This window comes from Pseudomonas sp. B21-054, assembly GCF_026016345.1.
GTDB lineage: Bacteria > Pseudomonadota > Gammaproteobacteria > Pseudomonadales > Pseudomonadaceae > Aquipseudomonas.
Genome location: NZ_CP087204.1, coordinates 3,994,512 through 4,015,292, shown reverse-complemented (window position 1 = coordinate 4,015,292; position 20,781 = coordinate 3,994,512). Strand labels below are relative to the sequence as shown.

Sequence of the window (20,781 nt, the reverse complement as noted above, 5' to 3'; positions counted from 1 at the left end):
ATGCTGGGTTGTTTTGAATACGCAGAAAACGTGCCCCTGGCGTAAATCGCTGGGTAAATCATCGAATCGTGCAAGGAAGCGATCATGTCTGAATTGGAAATCAGCGCCCAGTCTGCCCCCACCTCAGTTCGTAGCTCGATAGCCAAGGCGTTCTCCCTGCCGTTCCCTATTTTTATGATCGTGTTAACTGTTGCTCTGGGGCTCGTGGGTGGGCTGGGGAACAGCGAAATAGTCTCCGTATTGATCACGGGATATGGGAACAACCTTGGTTACTTTTGCATTGTGCTCCTCAGTGCGTTCTACCTTGCTGCCTGGTTAAGTCATGGACAGGATCTCTACCTCGGTAAGGCAGGGGTCGTCATGTCTCCGCTGATGGGGGCCGGTATGGTATGCCCTGACACCGCCTATGCGGCTTTGTCTCCGTTAGCGGGCCGTTATAGAGCCGCGATTGCGGTTGGCAGCTACAGTGGCTTCAAGCTGTTGATACCTGCCGGGCCGCTGATAATCGGCCTCGGTGTGGGGGCAAACGTCGAAGATCACCGATTGATTGTGCTGGGTTTAATCTTGATGGTGACGACTTTTGTGGCTGGCATGATTTGGCTCCGCCTGGTAGGCGACCATTCAGATGCCATAGAAGCCTCCCCGAGCGAGGGCAGGGACTTTCAGTGGGCTAGTTCGTCCAGGCTCCTCTTTCCTCTCGCACTGCTATTTGCGCTCTTGTTCACTGGGTACTTCGGTAAGCTCTCCGCAGTTCCGGTCATTGGTTTTTTTACCGCCCCAGCCGGCGCACTTCTCATCTCAGCTATTGTGGCCTACCTGCTGACCAAGCAAGAAAACCGCAAGCCGATGCTTGATTCCACAATCAGAAGAACAGCTAATCTTCTATTTATAATTGGTTGCGCGTCCGCGCTAGGGCACATGCTTGCACGTGTGGTGCCTGCGGGATATGCCATTGAGATAGTCACCGGGGTAAAGTCAGCTTCGTTGATGTTGATCGGGCTGTTTTCAGTGGCGGCTATTTTTAAGGTCATCAATGGATCATCGTTGGCAACATTCTCAGCCCTCCCTCCCATACTCGCGCCTGTCTTGGCTAACACAGGAATAGACTTGATACCTGTTGTCTATGCGATCTGCCTGGGATCGTTTGTAGCCATTTTGCCTAATGACAGTTTCTACTGGCTGGTGCGAAACGATGCATTTGCGAATGGCAGCACAATCAATTACGTAAAAACAATAACAGGTGCCTCGATCTTTCAAGCTTTTATAGGCCTCTGTGCCTTGTGTGTGATAACTGCCCTATCTTTCTAGTAGAAGAATGAATACTGCCTCCTGATCTGGTTCGGAGGCACGTATACCTGTGTCGAAAATTACTTGCAATGTATGAGCTGTATGGATATTAACCTCAATTGCGTGGTGACATGGAAAATGAAAGTAATAGTGGCGACAACATTTGAAGGTGGTTACCAGCCCCTTACCGCGATATCGGCGGCCACAGCACTTATCGATGCAGGATTCGATGCGCAGTTGGTTGATGTCTATGTGGAGGGGCTAGTCGAATCGATGTTTTCTGACGCGGATGTCATTTGCATTTCCGTTCCGCTATTTGATTCGTTACAGGCAGGCGTGCAGCTGGCGGCTAAAATCAGTGAGTGGAATCCTAAAGCGATAAAGGTATTTTTTGGCCAGTACGCTACCATCAACGCCGAACGTCTTACTGGCAAATACAGTGAATACACGATCGTCGGGGAGTGGGAAGTTCCTCTGGTGAACCTGTTAAAAAGACTCAGTGGTCAGGATGCCAGCCTGGCGGGGATAGTAGACGTCAAAAAGCTTGAGTCGAAGGAAATAGTCGTTCCCTTTTTAGAGAGAAACAATTTTCGATTGCCGAAGCGTGAAATCGCGCCTCCGCTGTTTAAGTACCCTCAGCCCCAAATCGATAAGCTTCTTGGTTCGAAACAGATTGTCGGTGGTATTGAGGGAACCCGTGGGTGCCATCATAAGTGTACGTATTGCTCTGTTTATGCCGCTTACGACGGTAAAGTGTTGATGGTGTCCAGTGAGTTAGTAGAGCGAGACACCGCAGCGTTAGTAGAGCAGGGGATGACGCATCTTACCTTCACCGATGCAGATTTCTTTAATGCCAAGCACCACGGCATAGCGATATTGCGTAAGCTGCATGAGAAGCACCCAGATCTAACATATGATTTTACCACGCGTGTCGATCATATCCTGGAGAACAAAGAAACCATCAAGGAAATGGTTTCCTTGGGGTTGGCGTTCATTACCACCGCACTGGAGTTTCCCAAGCAAGAAGTGTTGGATCAGGTTGTGAAGGAAATGGATATGAATATGATCGAAGAGTCCATTGCCTTTTTACTTTCATTGAAGATTAAGGTTAACCCCACTTTTATTATGTTTAATCCTTGGGTGGGATTGGAGGACATAGCAAAATTTCACGACTTCGTCGAAAAAAATCAGCTGTTAGACATCGTTGACCCGATTCAATATGAAACCAGGTTACATCTCTACAAAGGTTCGCCACTGCTTCGCAATGAGAGTGTTAAGCGATTAGAGCTTGAAGAGCATGAGTTTCACTTCGATTGGAAACACCCGGATAGCCGATTGGATACATTGTATGCCCAAAGTCTGACTCCCGTTGAAGAGGGCGTTTTCAAACGCTGCTGCCTCAAATGCTAACAGTAGACGTTGGGGGAACTATGAATAAGTCGTTCGCGCTGCGTCAAGCAGCTTTGAAAATTGCAGGTCAAGGGGTGGGTGGCTTTGATCTGAGTTTACAATCCAACTGGAGGGAGAAGCTGGAACCTCTGGTTGGAGAATTTATTCGCTCGGCGTTGAGCCCCATGCTGGTAGGGCATAAGGGAAGTGAAGAGCTGCAAGTGGCTATACAGAACCTCCAGTCAGGTGCTAAATCGCTTATAGCCGAGCCAGCCGCTGATTGGAGTGAAAACCCTCTGGTTGCCGATGAGTTATTGCGCTCGTCCAATATTACAGACTATCAAGACTTCCTTCGCTTGCAAAAAGAGATCAAGCGTCTTTCAAGCGAGAATCCTTTTGTTAAGTCAGAGAGCCATGACAGGCTCTACATTTGTTTCACGCTGAATGGTGTTGAACCCAACGAAACAAAAAAATTGCTAAGCGAGTGTTACCGGGTACTCAATCGAAACGGTACGTTGATGATGCTAGTACTCTTGGCTGACGAGTCTCATGACCGATTGGAGATAGGGCCTGTAGGATCATATCCAATCATACAAGCGCTCACCGAATCGACCATCTCCGAGCGGCTAGAGCAGGAGGGTTTTCATGGCATTACGTATCATCAATTAAGCGATCTGCCTCTGCAGATCACCGATGGCGTGGAACTCAGACCTTTCTTGATTAATGCTTATAAAGGAAAGTTCGGGCCCTGTTTTGAGCAGGGGCATGCCGTCTTGTATCGCGGCCCCTGGCTTCAGGTCTGTGACGATGATGGGCATATTTATCGCAGAGGCGTGAGAACCGCCGTGTGTGCTAAAACCTATAACCTCCTATTAAGAGCTCCCTATGAAGGCGAGTTTGTCGGCATGCCCTGTTACAACGCACCTCCATTAGAGAACGCTATTTTATTCGACTGCAACACGCCAGCGATACGAGATCCTGGCGTGACAAAAGGTGTTAAACCGTTGGCTGATCAAGGGAGTTGCTGCACGTCAGACGACGGAAATTGTTGTTAGTGGTAGGCACTCAAATCTCAAATCAACGGACGAAAAGATAGGGGCGTTCTATGGCTATCGCGCAGAAGATAAGGTGGTCGTTGATAATGGCACTGGTGGCCGTTGCCTCCACGGTTTTTGTAAGTAAGGCGCTTACAACCCAGAAGGGCACTGAAAAAATAATAATATCGGGGGCTAGTACTATAGCGCCTCTTGTTGCAGAGATTGCAAAGCGCTATGAGCGTGAAAATCCTGGCATTCAAATTGATGTTCAATCCGGTGGTTCCTCCCGAGGCGTCGCAGATGCCCGGAGCGGTCTCGCAGACATTGGAATGGTTTCGCGTGATCTAAAAGCGTCAGAGCGTGAGCTCGTTGATTATCCGATAGCCCGTGACGGCATCGCTGTTATTGTTCATAAGTCAAACCCCATTCAAGCATTGTCGAAAGAACAGATACGCAATATTTATCTTGGGCGTATAACCAACTGGAAGGAGCTGGGTGGGGCAGATATGCCTATTACCGTTGTCAATAAGGCCAGTGGGCGCTCTACCCTGGAGTTGTTTGCAGGATTTATGAATTTAGAGCCTGCCGACATCAAGGCAAATATTGTAATCGGCGAGAACGAACAAGGTATAAAAACTGTGGCCAACAGCCCCGGAGCGATAGGGTATGTTTCGATTGGGACCGCAGAATACAGCGAGCGGTCAGGAACTGCACTTAAACTGATTTCATTGGACGGGCAGGTACCCTCTACACAGAATGTAGCAGACAAAAAGTACGATCTCTCAAGGACGCTTAATTTAGTAACGAAGGGAAAGCCTAGCGTCGCGGTATCGCATTTTATTGATTACGTCCAGTCAGCTTCAGTGAAGGATCTGGTCGAGGAGCAGTACTTTGTCTCCCTTAAGTAGAAACGGCGCGACAACGCTCAGCTTCTTCGTCTGCGGTATGACGTGTGTTTTCATAATGCTGATGATGTTGCTGTTTATATTTGATCAGTCGTACGGCTTCTTTACCTCAGTAGGGGTTGAAAGAATTTTTACCGACAAGGCATGGATTCCGGATTCCGGTTTCTATAATTTCATACCCATGATGATAGGCACGCTGTTGGTGAGCGTAGGCGCGATATTGATAGCTGCACCGATAGGTTTAGGTGTGGCGATTTTTTGCAATTTTTATGGTGGCGGTCGGGCTGCCAGATTTTTTGAACAATTGCTCGCATTGCTCGCAGGTGTTCCATCCGTTGTATATGGATTGTGGGGGTTGATGGCAGTCACGCCGATCATCTACAAAATTAAACCACCAGGTGCAAGTTTATTGGCGGGGATTCTGATACTTGCATTAATGATCATCCCTACTGTTGGAATCATTGCAAAGGAAAGTATAAGACGTGTGCCTTCCTCGCTAATAAATGGAGCTGCTGCCTTAGGACTTCCAAGGGAAAAAATCATTTTTTATGTTGTTCTGCCGTCAGCGCGGGCAGGACTGTATGCGGCCGTGACGTTGGCCTTGGGCCGCGCCCTTGGTGAAACAATGGCGGTATTAATGGTTACAGGGAATGTTGTAAAAATCCCGACCAGTATTTTTGATCCGATTAGGACATTGGCTGCAAATATTGCATTGGAGATGGCCTATGCAGCAGATGTTCATAGGTCGGCACTGTTCGCGAGTGGACTTGCGCTGATGTTTTTGGTGATTGCACTCGTCATGATGTCGAGCTTGTTTAATCCCAAGGAGGTGATGCGTGACATATCGTAAGCTTCCGACGAAAAGTGGCACATTGTTGACATCTCTTGTGTGGGGGTGTGCTGGTTTAATTGTGTGCGTCTCCGTCGCTATGTTGGCGGATATCTTGATGAGTGGAGTCTCGCAAATAGATTGGGCGTTCCTTACCCAGCCACCAAGCGATAGTGGGAGAAGTGGAGGTATTGGCCCCATATTGGTATCTACCCTGCTGATTTTATTTGTGTGTCTTTGCGCTGTTATACCTATAGGACTTGGAGGGGCTATCTTGCTGGCAGAGTACCTTCCCAGTGCATCCCCGCTTGGGAGAAGCTTTCGAGCGACGTTGGAGATATTGTCGAGTATTCCTTCTATCGTTTTTGGTCTGTTTGGAAATATATTGTTTTGCGATCTTTTAGGGTTGAAGTTCTCAATTCTTTCAGGAGGCCTGACCTTGGCGTGCATGGTGTTGCCAATTTTTATAAGGTCGACTGAACAGTCGCTGCAGTCAATCTCCAATACTTATCGCTATGGGGGAGCTGCGCTAGGGATGAATAAAACGGAGGTGATCTTCCAGATCCTCGCTCCGGCAGCGCTGCCAGGAGTCACTGTAGGTTTATTAATCGGAGTAGGCAGGGCCCTTGCAGAAACCGCAGCTCTTATATTTACGAGTGGCTACGTGGACAGAATGCCATCTTCGCTACTCGACTCTGGCCGCTCGTTGTCAATTCATATTTATGATTTGTCGATGAATGTTACCGGGGGGGACGCCAATGCTTATGCCACCGCCTTTATCCTGATTGTACTTATCGTTTTGATTAATTGTTTCACTGTCGCGATGAAGGATTTATGGATGCGCCAGAGAGGGGATATAGAATGTCTATAGGTTTAGAGTTCAACCGCTCTTTTATTGAAGCTAACGGTGCGAGCGATTATGTCGATATCGGGCTCGCTCCCCTTGTCGCGTTTGAAATCAGCGATTTGGCAGTGGCTTATTCGAAGAAGTCAGTCTTGTCTCATGTGAATCTAAATATTCCGAAGGGGGCAATTACGGCGTTGATAGGCCCATCAGGGTGCGGAAAGACGAGTTTTTTGAATTGTCTTAATCGAATGGTGGATCTCATTCCTGGTTGCTCTGTAACAGGACGAATTAATTACAACTCACAAAATATCCTTGAAGAACGGCATGACGTTATCGAATTGCGTCGCCGCGTTGGAATGGTATTTCAACGACCGAATCCATTTCCGACAACGATTAAGCGCAATTTGGAACTGGCGCTCTACCAGGCCGGTTTTCGAGGCGCCGAGGAAACTCATATATCGATGGAGGCTCAGTTGCGCAGGGTCGGTTTGTGGGAAGAGGTGAAGCATGATCTTAATAAACCTGCTACTCGACTGTCTGGCGGGCAGCAGCAGCGTCTCTGTATCGCACGAGCGCTTTGCCTCAGCCCGGATGTCTTGCTGATGGATGAACCTTGCAGTGCTCTAGATCCAATATCCAGTGCAAGGGTCGAAGAGCTTATAGCCAGCCTGAAAGAGCAGTGCACTATTGTTATCGTTACTCACAACTTGGCTCAGGCACGCAGGATTTCTGATCATTGCGTGATGTTCTGGATGAATGGAGCCTCAGGCCACATTGTCGAAAGTGGGGCAACAGAGTCATTGTTTGGTAAGCCACAGAACGCTATCACTGCGAGTTATATAAGCGGTGCGCTCGCTTAATTTATTAATTGAATCAGCGGTATAAACAGGGGTAGGAAAATGACAGATCATATCGGAATTTCCGTTCGCGAGGATTACGCTGCTCTGGCTGAAAAACGCGCAGATGCCCTCCTTGCATCACAGACCCAAGTGGTCTGCTGCAGTGAGGCATATGATGTAAATCTTATGAAAAAAGTGCCTAAAACGGTGGTTGATGCCGATTTTGGGTGCGGGAATCCTACCAAGTACATCCGTCCGGGGGATGTCGTCTTGGATCTGGGCTGTGGGGCTGGTATGAATTGCTATATCGCAGCTCAAATCGCTGGCCCTTCGGGCTCAGTTATCGGTATCGATTTCAACGACGCTATGCTCAGCATTGCTCGTAAGGCCCTGCCTGAGTTCTCGGCCAGCGTGGAAGCCGCGCCATTGGCATTTCGGATGGGATCTGCGCACGATCTGGCCCTCGACTTAGATCAGGCAAATGATTATCTGCGATCAAACGCACCCAGCGATGTAGCGGCCATCCAAAAATATGAGGACTTGGCCGATAAGTTGCGCCATGAGAAAACACTCATTTCGGATAACAGTGTTGATGTGGTGATTTCAAACTGCGTCATTAACCTGTTGGCAGACAGAGATAAAAATCTGGTTTTTCAGGAGATTTTCCGCGTATTGAAGCCGGGAGGACGGTTTGCAATTTCGGATAACGTTTCAAATATTCCTGTGCCGGAGTCGGTAAAAAATGATGCGATGCTTTGGTCAGCATGTTACGCAGGGGTGCTTCAGGAACAACAATTCTATTCCAGTCTGGAGGCTACGGGTTTCGCTGGGATTACAATTGAAGTCAGAAACGATGATCCCGCGAAAATCATTGAGGAGCTTGAGTTCTATTCCATTACTGTGACGGGTGAAAAGCCACTAAAAAGTTGTGGTGTGGATACGCCAAAAGTTATGTATAAAGGCCCATCAAAAGCTATTGTTGGAGACAGCGGTAAGATGTACCGGCGGGGTATTCCTGATACGCTCTCAGTTGCTGATCGGTATTTGATTGCCTCTGATGGCCCATTTTATATTTTGGATGCCGAAGTGATTAATCAAGCACCCGCTAAAAGCTCGTGCTGCTAGTTATTCGATACCTGGGTGAATGGGAGGGTTAGTCATGTCTGCGAGTCTTGAAGATAGAGCGGTTGACGGAGCGACCACGCGTGCTTTTTTCAATGAAAGATCAGTGTATTGGAGTGAGGAGCGGAAGACTTATTTTTCGGATGACGTGCGCTCCTATGTAGTTGATTTGGGGCAGTTTCAGCCAACTGATACCGTTATGGATTTTGGTGCTGGATCTGGTTTTTTGACCGAGGCTCTGCTGGAAAGTGGCTTGAGAAAAGTCATCGTCGCGGACATTAGTCCCAACATGCTCGCGGAAATAGAAAAAAATCCGCGTTTAGGCGGTAAAGTTGAAATGCGTATTGCTGAAGAGCATGGTGTCCCGGCTCAGGAAGCTGAACTGGATGGCATTGTAACAAATATGGTTCTTCATCATCTGACCTCGCCGGCACAGTTCTTTGTTGATGCTAGGAAATGTTTGAAATCAACCGGCAAATTAATTGTTACTGATCTGATTGAGCACACTCAGTTCGACTTTCAAAAGGAGCAGCATGATCGTTGGCCAGGATTCAGCATCATGCAGATTGAAGACTGGATGAGAAATGCCGGTTTCTCCTCATATACCACCGGGAAGGTGGGTAAAAAATGTTGCGGTAGCATCGTAGGGGCCGCAGGTGGTTTTGACGTTTTCTATGCTTTGGGCGTCCGCTAACGTAGGGCTTTAAATACTGTTTTCAATTTGACCACCACCGGGATGATGGGGAATCACAATGAGTACTCTCAGTTCGCTTCGATCACCAGAGACTGCCATTCACTACAATGTTTTGTCAGATGAGTTTAGAGCGAATCCTTACCCTACGTTCCAATGGTGGCATAAAAATGAAGGTATTTTTTATGATGACCAACAAAAATACTGGATCGCTTTCAAGTACGATACCGTTAGGAAACTGTTAAGGGACCCGGCATTGACGGTGGAAAGGTATGTAGAGTCTCCCAGTGGCGATGAACTTGTCTATGATGAAAAGATCAGGGAGATGCTTTCAATATGGATGTTGAATAATGATGGCGAGAGGCATAAACAGGCTAGGAACTCGTTAATTCCGTTGTTTACAACTCGTGCGTTAGCGGATTACGAAGCACTTATTCGTGAGCAGGTCGCGAGTGCGTTGGATGTTTTTCAGGCGGGTAAAGGCGCTACCGAAATATATCAGGAGGTGGCGTTCCCTCTGCCGGCAAAAATTATCATGTCAATTATGGGGCTGGGGGAACTCACGGAGCATCGGTTGAGAGATCTTCAGCGTTACTCGGATGTTATCTCCACTTATGTAGGGAGTGCAGGAAGAGCGCCGGGTTGTATTAAACCCACCTATGATGTGCTGATGGAGTTCTGCGATTTGCTCATGGAAAGCCTGGCCAATCGTCCTGTGAATTTTGATCAAACATTGACCGCGCGTCTCATTGAGATTTACGGAGATGGAACGACTCGGGAGGAACTTCACGCGACGTTGTCGAATATAATTTTATTTATTGTTTCCGGCTTTGAGACTACTACAAATTTGATTCTTAATACGTTTATGGCTCTCGCAAAAAACCCGGATATAGAAGGTTCTCTTAGGGAAAATCCCGGCTTGATCGATTCATTTGTGGAGGAGACGTTACGGATATATCCTCCTGTTAACCGAACGGCCAGGAAAGCGCGCGAGGCGATTGAGATCGATGGCGTTTGTATTAGTCCGCAAGATCTGGTTATCTTGTTTATGGGGGCCGCCAATCGAGATCCAGATGTATTTCCTGAGCCTGACTCCTTTAAACTGATGCGTCCAGAATTGAAGGAAAATCAAGCGCTCTCATTCGGCTATGGACCCCATCTGTGTATCGGTCGGATGCTCTCTCTTTTAGAATTGCGCATATTTTATCAAGAGCTGCTGACACGTTTTTCAAGTCTTAATGTGGATATTGATACGTTGAAGTGGCGTGATAACTCAATATTTAAAGGTATTCAGGCGCTAGAAGCATCTCCTTTGGTATAGCTTTGGAGTGGTGGTTATGCAATATGTGACTAATGATGGCGTTACGATTGATTATGACCGCTTGGGCGAGGGCGAGCCGGTTCTCTTTATACATGGTTGGGCGTCCAGTGCTTCTACGTTCAGTAAGCAACTGAGTTATCTGTGCGACGATTTCCTGCTATTGGCTCCAGACTTGAGGGGGCATGGTCGCTCCGCCAAGGTTACTCGGGGCGGACGTATAAGTCGCCTCGCCATGGATCTTCATGAGCTGTTAGAGCATGAGGGGCTAGAGCGCGTCAGCCTGGTTGGATGGTCTATGGGGTGTTCCGTTATATGGAACTATATAGATCTCTTTGGCGAGGGGCGGATCAATAAATTGGTATTTATCGACGAAATCCCTTTTGTACTTGGAACCTCGTCGATGATGACTGACTGGAGCGATGCGGAGCTGGATGTTCGGCCACTGACTAATCTTTATAAGCGATTTATCCCCGAGTTAACGCGTGAAGCCGAGAGCGCAAATTTCATTTCGAGTATGTTGAAGACCGCTTCGCCTAGCGAAAGGGAGGAAGTGATCGCCACTGCGAAGTTGGCATCCAGCTTCTCGGCGGTCAACATGATTATCAACAATAATGTGACTGACTGGCGGGATCTCTTTAAGCACATAAAATCGCCAACGCTGCTGGTGTCTGGCAGCGCTAGTTTCTTTCGACCCGAATTTTATGAATGGATGGGACAGCAGATTTCTGACTGCCGGATTGTGAGAAAGGAAGGGGCGGGTCACTTTTTGCATCTGGAAGAAGCGGAATGGTTGAATCCTATACTGCTTGATTTCCTCGGCGGCTGAATCACCCGTCCGTTGCAGTGATGGTGTCTATTTTGAGATGTGCAAAGGGCGGGGTCCCTTAAAGCTCCAGGCGTGGCTAGCCGCGCGGTGGACGATCGTAAGGATGAAACACAGATGCCTATTCGCTTGGCCCAACCTAATGATGCTGCAGCGGTAGCAGAGATTTATAACCAGGGGATTGAGGATCGTACCTCGACCTTTGAAACGTTACCGCGTACAGCTGAAGAGATACTCGGCCGGATCAACTCAATGGAGCGTTACCCCTATTTGGTGTATGTGGATAAGAGGGGACAGGTTGTCGCGTGGGCCAATTTGAGTCGTTATCGAGCACGTGCCTGTTATGACGGTGTCGCTGATTTCTCAATTTACCTACACCGAGACGTACGTGGTCGAGGCATAGGGAAGCGGCTGCTTTTTGCGCTTCTTGAAGAGGCCGAGAAACGTGGTTTCTGGAAACTGCTATCACGCATTTTTACCTTCAATGCCGCCAGTCTTGCGCTCTGTCGATCCTGCGGCTTTCGACAGGTTGGGATCTATGAAAAGCATGCCTGTCTTGACGGCCGCTGGCTTGATTGCGTGATCGTCGAGCGCCTTGTCCCATCCAATCAACCAGAGTGACAGTCTCTACAGATGATTCAACAGGGTCTAACCGAAGCGTCGACTGTTTACACCAAGTCCAATTAAGTGAAAGTCGCTTACTACACAGGGCCGCCCGCATCCCGGGCATAATGCGGAGGCAGAGATGACATCAATACCCAGAAGAGTCTTCCTGAAGGTGGGAGGCGGTGTTGCAGCGAGCGTGGCCATCGGAGTACCTGAGTTCACACAAGCGGCGATATCCCCGCCAGTGATAGAGGGGCGAGTGAATCTCCCTTACCCGATGAAAGCGATCACCAACGCGCAGAAATTGCAGGTCAACATACCCGTTCTATTTTTCTATCCTGACGCGGCCTCACCTTGCGCGTTGATCAAAATGGGCGCACCTGTTCCGGGGGGCGTCGGCCCGGAGCGCGACATTGTCGCCTATAGCACGCTGTGTACACACATGGGGTGTCCGGTCGCTTATGACGCAGGGCAGAAGTTGTTTAAATGCCCCTGTCATTTCAGCATTTTCGACCCTGAGAATATTGGCCAAATGGTTTCCGGCCAAGCGACTGAGAACCTGCCGAGCATAGTGCTTGAATACACTCCCCAAGACGATTCGGTACGTGCCGTTGCCGTCGAAGGATTGATCTACGGACGTCAGTCCAACCTCCTGTGATAAGGAGATTCAAATGGCAACTAACAAAGATCGTGTGGCGCTCCCGCCTCCAGGGGCCCAAAAGACCAATCTGACCTGTCACTTCTGCATCGTGGGTTGTGGTTATCACGTGTACAAATGGCCGGAAAACCAGGAAGGTGGACGGGCACCGGATGAGAACGCGCTAGGGCTCGACTTCCGCAAGCAGTTGCCCCCCTTGGCTGTCATCATGACGCCGGCAATGCAGAACACGATCATCGACAAGGATGGCAGGCGCTACAACGTCATGATTGTGCCCGACAAGCTGTGCGACGTTAATAAAGGGCTGTCGTCCACGCGAGGCGGTCAACTGGCTAAGGTTATGTACACCGCCGATGGCGTGGGTAAAGATCGGTTGCGCAGTCCACGCATCTACATGGCTGACCAGTGGCTAGACACCAGTTGGGATGATGCGCTCGCACTGTATGCCGGCGTGACCAAGAAGATTCTCGATAATGACGGGCCCGCCGAGCTCGCCTTTGACTGCTTCGACCACGGCGGCGCTGGAGGCGGGTTCGAGAATACCTGGGGCACCGGCAAGTTGATGTTCACAGCGCTGAAAACACCGCTGGTACGTATCCACAACCGGCCGGCCTATAACTCCGAGTGCCACGCTACTCGCGAGATGGGCATTGGCGAACTCAACAACAGCTATGAAGACGCCGAGTTGGCTGACGTCATTGTTGCTATCGGCTGCAACTCGTACGAGACCCAAACCAACTACTTCCTGGCCCACTGGGTACCCAACTTACAAGGGCAGACGGTCGACAAACGTAAACGGCGTTTCCCCGGGGAAACCGTTGCCCCGGCGAAAGTGATTTTTGTTGACCCTCGCAGGACACCGACCATTGCTGTAGCCGAACAAGCGGCAGGCAAGGACAACGTGCTTCACCTGGATATCGAACCGGGAACGGATATTGCCCTGTTCAACGGTCTGTTGACCTACGTGGTTGAACAGGAATGGCACGACAAACAATTTATCTCAGCCCATACCAAAGGGTTCGACCAGGCACTGCAAGCTAATCGGTTGTCGCTCGAAGAAACCAGCCGGATCACCGGCGTGCCGGTGGATAAGCTCAAGCTTGCCGCAGAGTGGGCCTACAAGCCCAAAGCTTCTGGTCATCGCCCCCACACCATGCACGCCTACGAAAAAGGGATCATCTGGGGCAATGACAACTATCTCATTCAGTCTGCCTTGGTCGATTTAGTGCTTGCGACCAACAACGTAGGGCGCCGGGGTACGGGGGTGGTGCGAATGGGGGGGCATCAGGAGGGTTATACGCGTCCCCCTTACCCAGGTACGACCAAGATCTATGTGGATCAGGAAATCATCAACGGCAAGGGCATGATGTATACCGCGTGGGGGGCCAATCCATTCCAGACCACCCTCAATGCCGAGCAACATCGCACAGCCATTCTGAAACGCGCCAATATTGTCAGGGAGGCCATGGCCAATGTTCGCGGTGGTTCAACGGCGCAGAGGGTGGATGCGATCTACGATGCAGTGAAAAACAAAGGAGGGCTTTTCCTCGTCAATATCAATCTCTACCCCACCAAGCTGGCAGAAGCCGCGCACATGATGCTGCCGGCTGCCCATCCTGGTGAGGTCAATCTCACCTCTATGAATGGGGAGCGCAGGATGCGCTTATCGCAAAAGTTCACCGATCCTCCTGGTTCGGCGAAAGCCGACTGCCTGATCGCAGCGGCTATCGCCAACACCCTTCGGCAGATGTATACCGTCGAAGGGAAACACGATATGGCGGCGCGCTTTACAGGGTTCGACTGGAAAACGGAGGAAGACGCTTTCAATGACGGCTTCCGTATGGCCGGCCAACCCGGTGCCGACCCTATTGATAGTCAGGGCGGTACCACGGGTAATCTTGTTACCTACGAGCGGCTGCAAGCCATGGGCAACAATGGAGTCCAGTTACCCGCCAAGGAGTATCGAGACGGCAAACTGATCGGCACCGAAATGCTCTACACCGACTACAAGTTCGACACACCGGACGGCAAAGCTGAGTTCAAGCCAGCGACGTGGCCAGGCTTGCCGAAGCCGGTGGCGGAACAGAAGGAGAAGCACCCGTTCTGGATCAACAACGGACGTATTAACGAGGTGTGGCAAACGCTCTATCACGACCAGTACAACAGTTTTGTGCAGCGCCGCGTGCCGATGGCTTATCTGGAAATCAACCCTGACGATGCCCTGGCGTTGACTATTGCATCCGGGGACGTGGTCGAGGTGTTCAACGACTACGGTTCTTCCTTTGCGCTGGCCTATCTAGAGCCGGATATCAAGCGGAATCAGACATTCATGCAGTTTGGCCACTTCAATGGCGTCATGGGAGATTTAACCACGCCATGGACTGATCGCAACGTCGTGCCCTATTACAAAGGAACATGGGCGAGTATTCGTCGTATCGGGACAGTGGAAGCGTTCAAAGAGACGATCAGCTTCAAGTCTCGCAGATTTAAGACATAGCGATTGGCGTCAGGGCTGCTTCGGCCAGATCAAAGGTAGATCTCCGAGCAGCCAACGCTGCCCAGATACGGCTCCGTGCTCAAGCGTGTGCGGAGTCAGACCCTCACATCGACCTTATTGACGCTGCGTTCGGTCATCACCTGCGCGACTATTTCATGCGGCATCCGCTCACCTTTACTCCACAACTGAGAAGAGAAGAAACCGTTCAGAGTCTCAGCGTTTGGCATCGCCCCTTTTTTGAGGAACAAGGCACCCAGATCGATGGTGCTGGCGAAGTTGTCCTTGTTCAGGATGTACCCACCCGTGAAGTTGCCACCCCACTTAGCGTCGGCGGCCACCAAGTCAATGGAGGCATCGCGGTAACTGCTCGCTGCCGATTTCAACGCACTGGAAGCATTCAGCAGTTGGTTCAGCCGATCCATGTCGGCAGCGCTGAGCTGGCCTGAACTGTCGAGGGCCTTGAGGTTGCCATCCGCTTCAATGGTGAAGCCAAATTTTTTGTCGGCCAGATCCGGATAGGTGTAGGCCAATGCTGACTGGAACTCTTCGAAAGAAAGTTTCAGCGATAGATGGGCGTTCTTGTGTTGCTCGGCAATTTGCGGGAAATCCGGCGACTGGGTCCGCGCGATCATGCTCTCGATCGATTCCGTTGTCGGGATCGGCACTGGGGTTTCATCGACGGGATGGTAGATCGCCGCCGGATTAATGTTAACCGACGTTTTCAGCAGGTCTTCACTGAGCGTCTTCACGGTCAATGGCTGGCTGGTTTGGCGCAGTTGAGTGGCTGAAGGCTGGATAAACGTAGCGTTAAAAGAAATTGTCATGTCGTCATCCCTGAACGTCTGAAGTCAGTAATGTATCGACGGCCTATGGAAAAACTTGAGTGCCGCACAGTGAGATCCTGACGGGCTGAAGCCCAACCCAGGCATGCCACTGAACTGGGCGTTTCTGGCGGCCCAGTTGTACTTTGCCGACAAAAAACCAGATGACAGCAGAACCGACTATTCTTTCGTAACACAGCATTCTTGGCAAAAAGGGACGTCATGCCAGACCATGATCGCGCTATCGGCTCCGGATCCGGCATTTCCTGCGGTCATCGAACCCGTCTGATCAGGCCCTGGCCATTCTGGATGGCTTCAATGGCGGTTTGCTGTCTTGTCACGGCATCTTCGGGGTACGGCCAGAGCCTGCCCGCCGCCGCAGGTGGCGAAAACGCCACGGTTACGGTGATTCAAGCACAGGAAATGGTTTCCAGGGCCACCCTCGGGGCCGTTCGCTGGAGCGGTCCTGAATCCGGCCCGCAAGCCCTGCGGGGTAAGAGCATCGCCCTTGTCGCAGAGGATTTGCGTAACGGAGGCATTGTCGGGGTTGCGCAGGGCGCTCGCGAGGCCGCCAAGGCGATGGGCTGGACGCTGAAGATATTCGATGGCGCCGGATCATCGGCCGGGCGCGCAAAGGCCTTTTCCGATGCCTTGGCCGCGAAACCCGACGGCCTCATCCTGTGCGGCTCCGATGCCATTGAGAACAAGGCGTCGCTGACCCTCTTCGCCAACAAGGAGGTACCGGTGGTGGGCTGGCACGTCGGGGTGCGCCCCGGGCCGATTGACGGCACTCCGGTGGCCATGAACGTCACGACTGACCCACTCGAAGTGGCTCGCCTCACGGCCATGGCGGCAGTGGCACAGTCAAACGGACACGCCGGAGTGGTCATCCTGACCGACTCCAAGTACAGCATCGCCATGGCCAAAGCCAAGGCCATGGAAAACGTCATTCGGGCCTGTCGGGAATGTACGTTGCTGGAAGTGCGCGATGTCGCGATCTCCGAAAGTAGCGAGAAGATGCCGGTGATCACCAAGGAGCTGCTTCAGCGCCATGGCAAGCGCTGGACCCATACGTTGGCCATCAACGATATTTATTTCGACTACTCGATTGCCTCATTGACCAGCGCCGCAGTACCCAGTGACGGCCTCAGCCTGTTGTCCGCCGGTGATGGCAGCGCCTCGGCTTTTTTGCGCATACAGGCGAAAACCTACCAGACCGTCACCGTGGCCGAGCCGCTCAACCTGCATGGCTGGCAGGTGATGGACGAGTTGAACCGGCTATTTGCAGGGCAGCCGGTGAGCGGCTTCGTCGCGCCGGTTCACCTGGTCAATGCCGACAATATTACGCTCGACGGCGGCGAAAAATTTCAGTACGACCCTGACAATGGCTATCGAGACATCTATCGCCACCAATGGAATCCCTGATATTGAACGTGACTTTCCGGCTCGCAAGGCTGTATCGCCGGTTATTGCCGCGATCGCTGCGCGCACAGTTCACACTGGCGTTTCTGACGCTGGCGCTGCTGATCCTGGCGGGCGGGGCAACGGCGGTCTACGCGCTGCGCACGTCAAACAGCGCCACCCGCCAGCTGACGGATGAGCGACTGGTGCGCATGCAAGATGGGCAGGACATGCTGCAGCGTACCTTGTTGATCGAGCGCCAGACCGATCAGCTCCTGACAACCCGTTCTCCCGACACGTTGCGCTCAAGTTATGCGGCGACCGTCGAACAGCTTGAAGCCCTCGATCAATTGGTGCAGCAGCTGACTGCCTCGAACAGTGGCGTGGCGATACTCGACATGCATCAGTCGAGTCAGATGTTTCGCAATACCGCCAACATCGTTGCACAGCTGCGAGAAAGCCTGCTGCAAACCGAGGTCACCTTCGAGCAAACCCTGAAGGATCAGACGGCCCGGTTAACCGCGACCCAGACCCGGGCCAACCTCGAACTGGCGGTGTTACTTTTCGAGCTGCCGCAGGCTGTCGACAGTGACGCCGTGCAACGGCTGCGGATCCGATATGAACGCCTGTCACAGGCCGCAGGACAGTTACCCGACGCTGATGGGGTGACGCCCGATCTCTTTTCCCAACGATTGAGGCTCATCAATCAACACAACGTCATACAGCGCTTCAATGAGGAGCTGAAGAATGAGGCAGGGGTTCTGGTGGCGGTGGCCCGTACTCAATCCAGTGCTTACACCGAAGACTATCGCGAAGCCGTGCAGCGCCTGGTCGAGGCCTCTAATCGCAGCCAGCAATGGGTGCTGATCATGTTGGGCGCCAGCCTGGTATTCGCCTGGTTCGTGACCCGGGTTTTCATGGGCCGTCATGTGCTCGCGCGCCTGAATGAAATAAGCCGGCAATTGCGTCAGGAACACACGGAAAAAACCCATTTGATGATGGCCGAACATGGCAAGGACGAGATCGGCAACATGGCTCGCGCGGTGAATCAGTTCCTCAAGGATCGAATTCAACTGGAGAAAAAAACCGTTCAATTGAGCATCGCCACCGAGCGCCTCGCCGTGCAAAACAACCGATTGGAGCAAGAAGCTATTATTCGGGCCGGACAGGGTCATGTCCTGGAGCTGATCGCCAGGAGCACCGAACTGGCAGAAGTCCTCGAGAGCCTGGCTCACCTGGTCGAGTCCCAGCTGAAGGGGATAAGGGTGTCGATCCTGGTATTGGATGAAGAGGGCAAGCACCTGCTACACGGGGCTGCGCCCAGTTTGCCGAAAGCCTACAACGAGATTATCGACGGGATTGCGATCGGTCCGAACGTCGGTTCATGCGGCACCGCGGTGTATCGACGAGAACCGGTCATCGTCACGGATATCGAGCTGGATCCGCTGTGGGAGCAATACCGTTCAATCGCTGCGCTCTATGACATTCGCTCATGCTGGTCGACGCCGATTCTGTCCCACGAACGCAAGGTATTGGGCACGTTTGCCTTGTACTCCAGCACCGTACGCAGCCCAAGCGCGTTCGAGGCGCGGCTGATCGACATGGCCACACCGCTTGCCGGCATTGCGATAGAACGGCAACTGACGGAAAAGCGCATTCGTTATATGGGGGACCATGATGCGCTGACCGGATTACCCAATCGCACGCTGCTCGAAGACCGTCTCAAGCAAGCCATACTTTATGCCCAGCGCTATAACCGTTTGGTAACGGTGGTATTTCTCGATCTGGACAAATTCAAACTGGTCAATGACAGCCTTGGACACAGTGCTGGAGACGAGCTGCTGAAAACCGTCGCACAGCGCATGCTGGGGTGTGTCCGCCGCACCGATACGGTCGTGCGGCTGGGGGGCGATGAGTTTGTGATCGTCCTGTTCGACCAGCCCTCAGACCTTGATGGCGTGACCCCGGCCCTGCACAAAATCCAGGAAGCCATCCTGCGGCCGATCCAGCTCAGCGGACACACACTCCACGTCACCTGCAGCATGGGCTTGGCGACTTATCCCACCGACGGCAGCGATACCGAGACGTTGCTCAGCAACGCGGACGCCGCCATGTACCGGGCCAAGGAACTGGGTCGCAACAGCTACCAGTTCTATACGAGCGAGATGAATAACAAAGTCCAGGGCAAGCTCGCCATGCAAGACGGGCTTCGAAACGCACTCAACCATGACGAGTTCCGCCTGTTGTACCAGCCACAGGTGGATTTGCATTCGGGCCGGATTATCGGCGTAGAGGCATTGATCCGCTGGCAGCACCCCGAGCTCGGCATGGTGTCTCCGATCAAATTCATTCCCCAGGCCGAAGAAACCGGGTTGATCGTGCCCATCGGCGACTGGGTGATTCATGCCGCGTGCAGACAGAACAAAGCCTGGCAGGATGCGGGTTGGCCGCCGATCACCATGTCGGTGAACATTTCCGCGCGCCAGTTCATCGAAAGGAACCTGATCGACCGGGTAAGGCATGCCTTGCAAGAAAGCGGGCTGGACCCGATGTACCTTGAGCTCGAGTTGACCGAAAGTCTGATCATGCAAGACCTTCAGCAAGCCATCAGCAAAATGAAGGAACTGCAATCGATGGGGATCAGCCTCTCGATCGACGACTTCGGCACCGGTTACTCCAGCCTCGCCGCATTGAAAACCTTCCCGATCGCGAGACTCAAGATCGACCAGTCTTTCGTGCGCGACCTGCCCGACAACGAGAACGACAAAGCCATCGCCACCGCCGTGATTTCGTTGGGGCACAAATTGAACCTGAAGGTCATTGCCGAAGGTGTCGAAACCGAAGAACAGCAAACGTTCCTGTATGAAAACGGCTGCGATGAAATCCAGGGCTATTTGTTCAGCAAAGCGGTCAGCGCAGAAGAAATCGGTCTATTGCTGCGTACGCCTCGGTTGCCTCAATCGAGCCGCGCTGCGAACCCTGACTCGGCAAGGCAAAAGCACGATGTAAAGGGCCCGGGCAGTCCGTTGTCCAGGCATTGATGACTCAGCGTGCGGTCAAACGCGGCCTCATTCAATCACAGCATGCGACGCAGGACGTCGTTGCGAGGGTCGCGGTCGAAGACCCGGTGCTTGAGGGCGCCCGCGACATGCAGCACGATCAGCCCGAGCAGGGTATAGGCGAGCACCTTGTGCAACCATTGAAAGACGACGAACCAGTCGTCATTTTTCGGAAGGAGCTCGGGCAGGTTGACCCCAAAGAAGAACACGCCGTCGCTCATTGTGTAGGTGCTCGACATCGAGTAGCCCATCAGCGGTACGGCGACGATCAGTACGTACATGGCGCGTTGCACCAGGCGTGACAGAAACCGCTCATGGGCGGCCAGTGTTTCCGGCGGCAACGGAAGTCTGGGGGTGCGCCAACGCAAGGCGATTTGCACCAGCACCAGCAGAAACGCCAGCACTCCGAAGGACTTGTGCCATGGGTAATAGAGCTCGTACTTGCTCGCCACTTCGTCGTCCATGCCGGTCATATGCCAGCCGGCCCAGAGGAGGCCGGCGATAAGCCCGGCGCGTACCCAGTGCAAAACTCGCAGGGATGCTGGATACCGATCAATTGTCGCTTGTTTTATGGCGTTCATCGCAGCCTCTTCATTGATCATCAAGACATCGAAAATGCACGGTTCAATACCACCCTCGGCGACACAAG

At 52.0% G+C, this 20,781-nt stretch carries 18 protein-coding genes; 16 read left to right on the top strand and 2 right to left on the bottom strand.

What is annotated here, in order from left to right; translation table 11 throughout:
* The first annotated feature begins 84 nt into the window (after positions 1 to 84).
* The 14 genes from arsQ to LOY70_RS17415 all read left to right on the top strand — a co-directional run bounded on the left by arsQ (position 85) and on the right by LOY70_RS17415 (position 14,851).
* Complete coding sequence (gene arsQ, locus LOY70_RS17480; protein ID WP_265028641.1) at positions 85 to 1,308, top strand: arsinothricin export permease ArsQ; 1,224 nt, start codon at positions 85 to 87, stop codon at positions 1,306 to 1,308.
* Positions 1,309 to 1,425: 117 nt separating this feature from the next.
* Positions 1,426 to 2,697, top strand: a complete 1,272-nt coding sequence (arsL, locus tag LOY70_RS17475; RefSeq protein WP_123413700.1) for an arsinothricin biosynthesis radical SAM protein ArsL — start codon at positions 1,426 to 1,428, stop codon at positions 2,695 to 2,697.
* Positions 2,698 to 2,717: 20 nt separating this feature from the next.
* Positions 2,718 to 3,731, top strand: a complete 1,014-nt coding sequence (locus tag LOY70_RS17470) for a hypothetical protein (protein ID WP_265028640.1) — start codon at positions 2,718 to 2,720, stop codon at positions 3,729 to 3,731.
* 50 nt (positions 3,732 to 3,781) lie between these two features.
* Complete coding sequence (locus LOY70_RS17465) at positions 3,782 to 4,621, top strand: phosphate ABC transporter substrate-binding protein (protein ID WP_265028639.1); 840 nt, start codon at positions 3,782 to 3,784, stop codon at positions 4,619 to 4,621.
* Positions 4,605 to 5,468, top strand: coding sequence for a phosphate ABC transporter permease subunit PstC (gene pstC / locus LOY70_RS17460; RefSeq protein ID WP_265028638.1), 864 nt, complete (start codon positions 4,605 to 4,607; stop codon positions 5,466 to 5,468). Before LOY70_RS17465 ends, pstC begins: the two co-directional genes overlap by 17 nt.
* Complete coding sequence (pstA, locus tag LOY70_RS17455; protein WP_265028637.1) at positions 5,455 to 6,318, top strand: phosphate ABC transporter permease PstA; 864 nt, start codon at positions 5,455 to 5,457, stop codon at positions 6,316 to 6,318. The genes pstC and pstA overlap by 14 nt, the downstream gene beginning before the upstream one ends.
* Entirely contained in the window at positions 6,309 to 7,154 is an 846-nt protein-coding gene (locus LOY70_RS17450) for a phosphate ABC transporter ATP-binding protein (protein ID WP_265028636.1), read from the top strand. Before pstA ends, LOY70_RS17450 begins: the two co-directional genes overlap by 10 nt.
* A 39-nt stretch (positions 7,155 to 7,193) precedes the next feature.
* The gene (locus tag LOY70_RS17445) at positions 7,194 to 8,258 is read left to right on the top strand and encodes a methyltransferase domain-containing protein (protein ID WP_265028635.1); all 1,065 of its coding nucleotides are present in this window, start codon (positions 7,194 to 7,196) and stop codon (positions 8,256 to 8,258) included.
* Positions 8,259 to 8,292: 34 nt separating this feature from the next.
* A complete protein-coding gene (locus tag LOY70_RS17440) occupies positions 8,293 to 8,949 on the top strand; it encodes a class I SAM-dependent methyltransferase (RefSeq protein WP_265028634.1) in 657 nt (218 codons plus the stop codon).
* A 58-nt stretch (positions 8,950 to 9,007) separates the two neighbouring features.
* Complete coding sequence (locus tag LOY70_RS17435; protein WP_265028633.1) at positions 9,008 to 10,267, top strand: cytochrome P450; 1,260 nt, start codon at positions 9,008 to 9,010, stop codon at positions 10,265 to 10,267.
* Between the two features lie 16 nt (positions 10,268 to 10,283).
* Entirely contained in the window at positions 10,284 to 11,093 is an 810-nt protein-coding gene (locus LOY70_RS17430; RefSeq protein ID WP_265028632.1) for an alpha/beta fold hydrolase, read from the top strand.
* A 114-nt stretch (positions 11,094 to 11,207) separates the two neighbouring features.
* A complete protein-coding gene (locus LOY70_RS17425) occupies positions 11,208 to 11,711 on the top strand; it encodes an arsinothricin resistance N-acetyltransferase ArsN1 family A (RefSeq protein WP_265028631.1) in 504 nt (167 codons plus the stop codon).
* Positions 11,712 to 11,955: 244 nt separating this feature from the next.
* On the top strand, positions 11,956 to 12,354 hold the full coding sequence (locus tag LOY70_RS17420; RefSeq protein WP_265028630.1) for an arsenate reductase (azurin) small subunit: 399 nt from the start codon (positions 11,956 to 11,958) through the stop codon (positions 12,352 to 12,354).
* A gap of 13 nt (positions 12,355 to 12,367) precedes the next feature.
* Positions 12,368 to 14,851, top strand: a complete 2,484-nt coding sequence (locus LOY70_RS17415) for an arsenate reductase (azurin) large subunit (RefSeq protein WP_265028629.1) — start codon at positions 12,368 to 12,370, stop codon at positions 14,849 to 14,851.
* Between the two features lie 95 nt (positions 14,852 to 14,946).
* Here LOY70_RS17415 and LOY70_RS17410 read toward each other — a convergent pair whose 3' ends face one another.
* A complete protein-coding gene (locus LOY70_RS17410) occupies positions 14,947 to 15,675 on the bottom strand; it encodes a hypothetical protein (RefSeq protein WP_265028628.1) in 729 nt (242 codons plus the stop codon).
* 402 nt (positions 15,676 to 16,077) lie between these two features.
* Between LOY70_RS17410 and LOY70_RS17405 the strand changes: the two genes are divergently transcribed.
* Positions 16,078 to 17,097, top strand: coding sequence for a substrate-binding domain-containing protein (locus tag LOY70_RS17405; RefSeq protein WP_265038098.1), 1,020 nt, complete (start codon positions 16,078 to 16,080; stop codon positions 17,095 to 17,097).
* Positions 17,085 to 20,114 (top strand): EAL domain-containing protein, encoded by a 3,030-nt coding sequence (locus LOY70_RS17400; RefSeq protein ID WP_265028627.1) that lies wholly within the window; start codon positions 17,085 to 17,087, stop codon positions 20,112 to 20,114. Before LOY70_RS17405 ends, LOY70_RS17400 begins: the two co-directional genes overlap by 13 nt.
* 35 nt (positions 20,115 to 20,149) lie before the next feature.
* Here the strand turns inward: LOY70_RS17400 and LOY70_RS17395 are convergent, their stop codons facing one another.
* Positions 20,150 to 20,713 carry a cytochrome b gene (locus LOY70_RS17395; protein WP_265028626.1) on the bottom strand — a complete coding sequence of 188 codons (564 nt, stop codon included), beginning with the start codon at positions 20,711 to 20,713 and terminating at the stop codon, positions 20,150 to 20,152.
* Positions 20,714 to 20,781 lie beyond the last annotated feature (68 nt).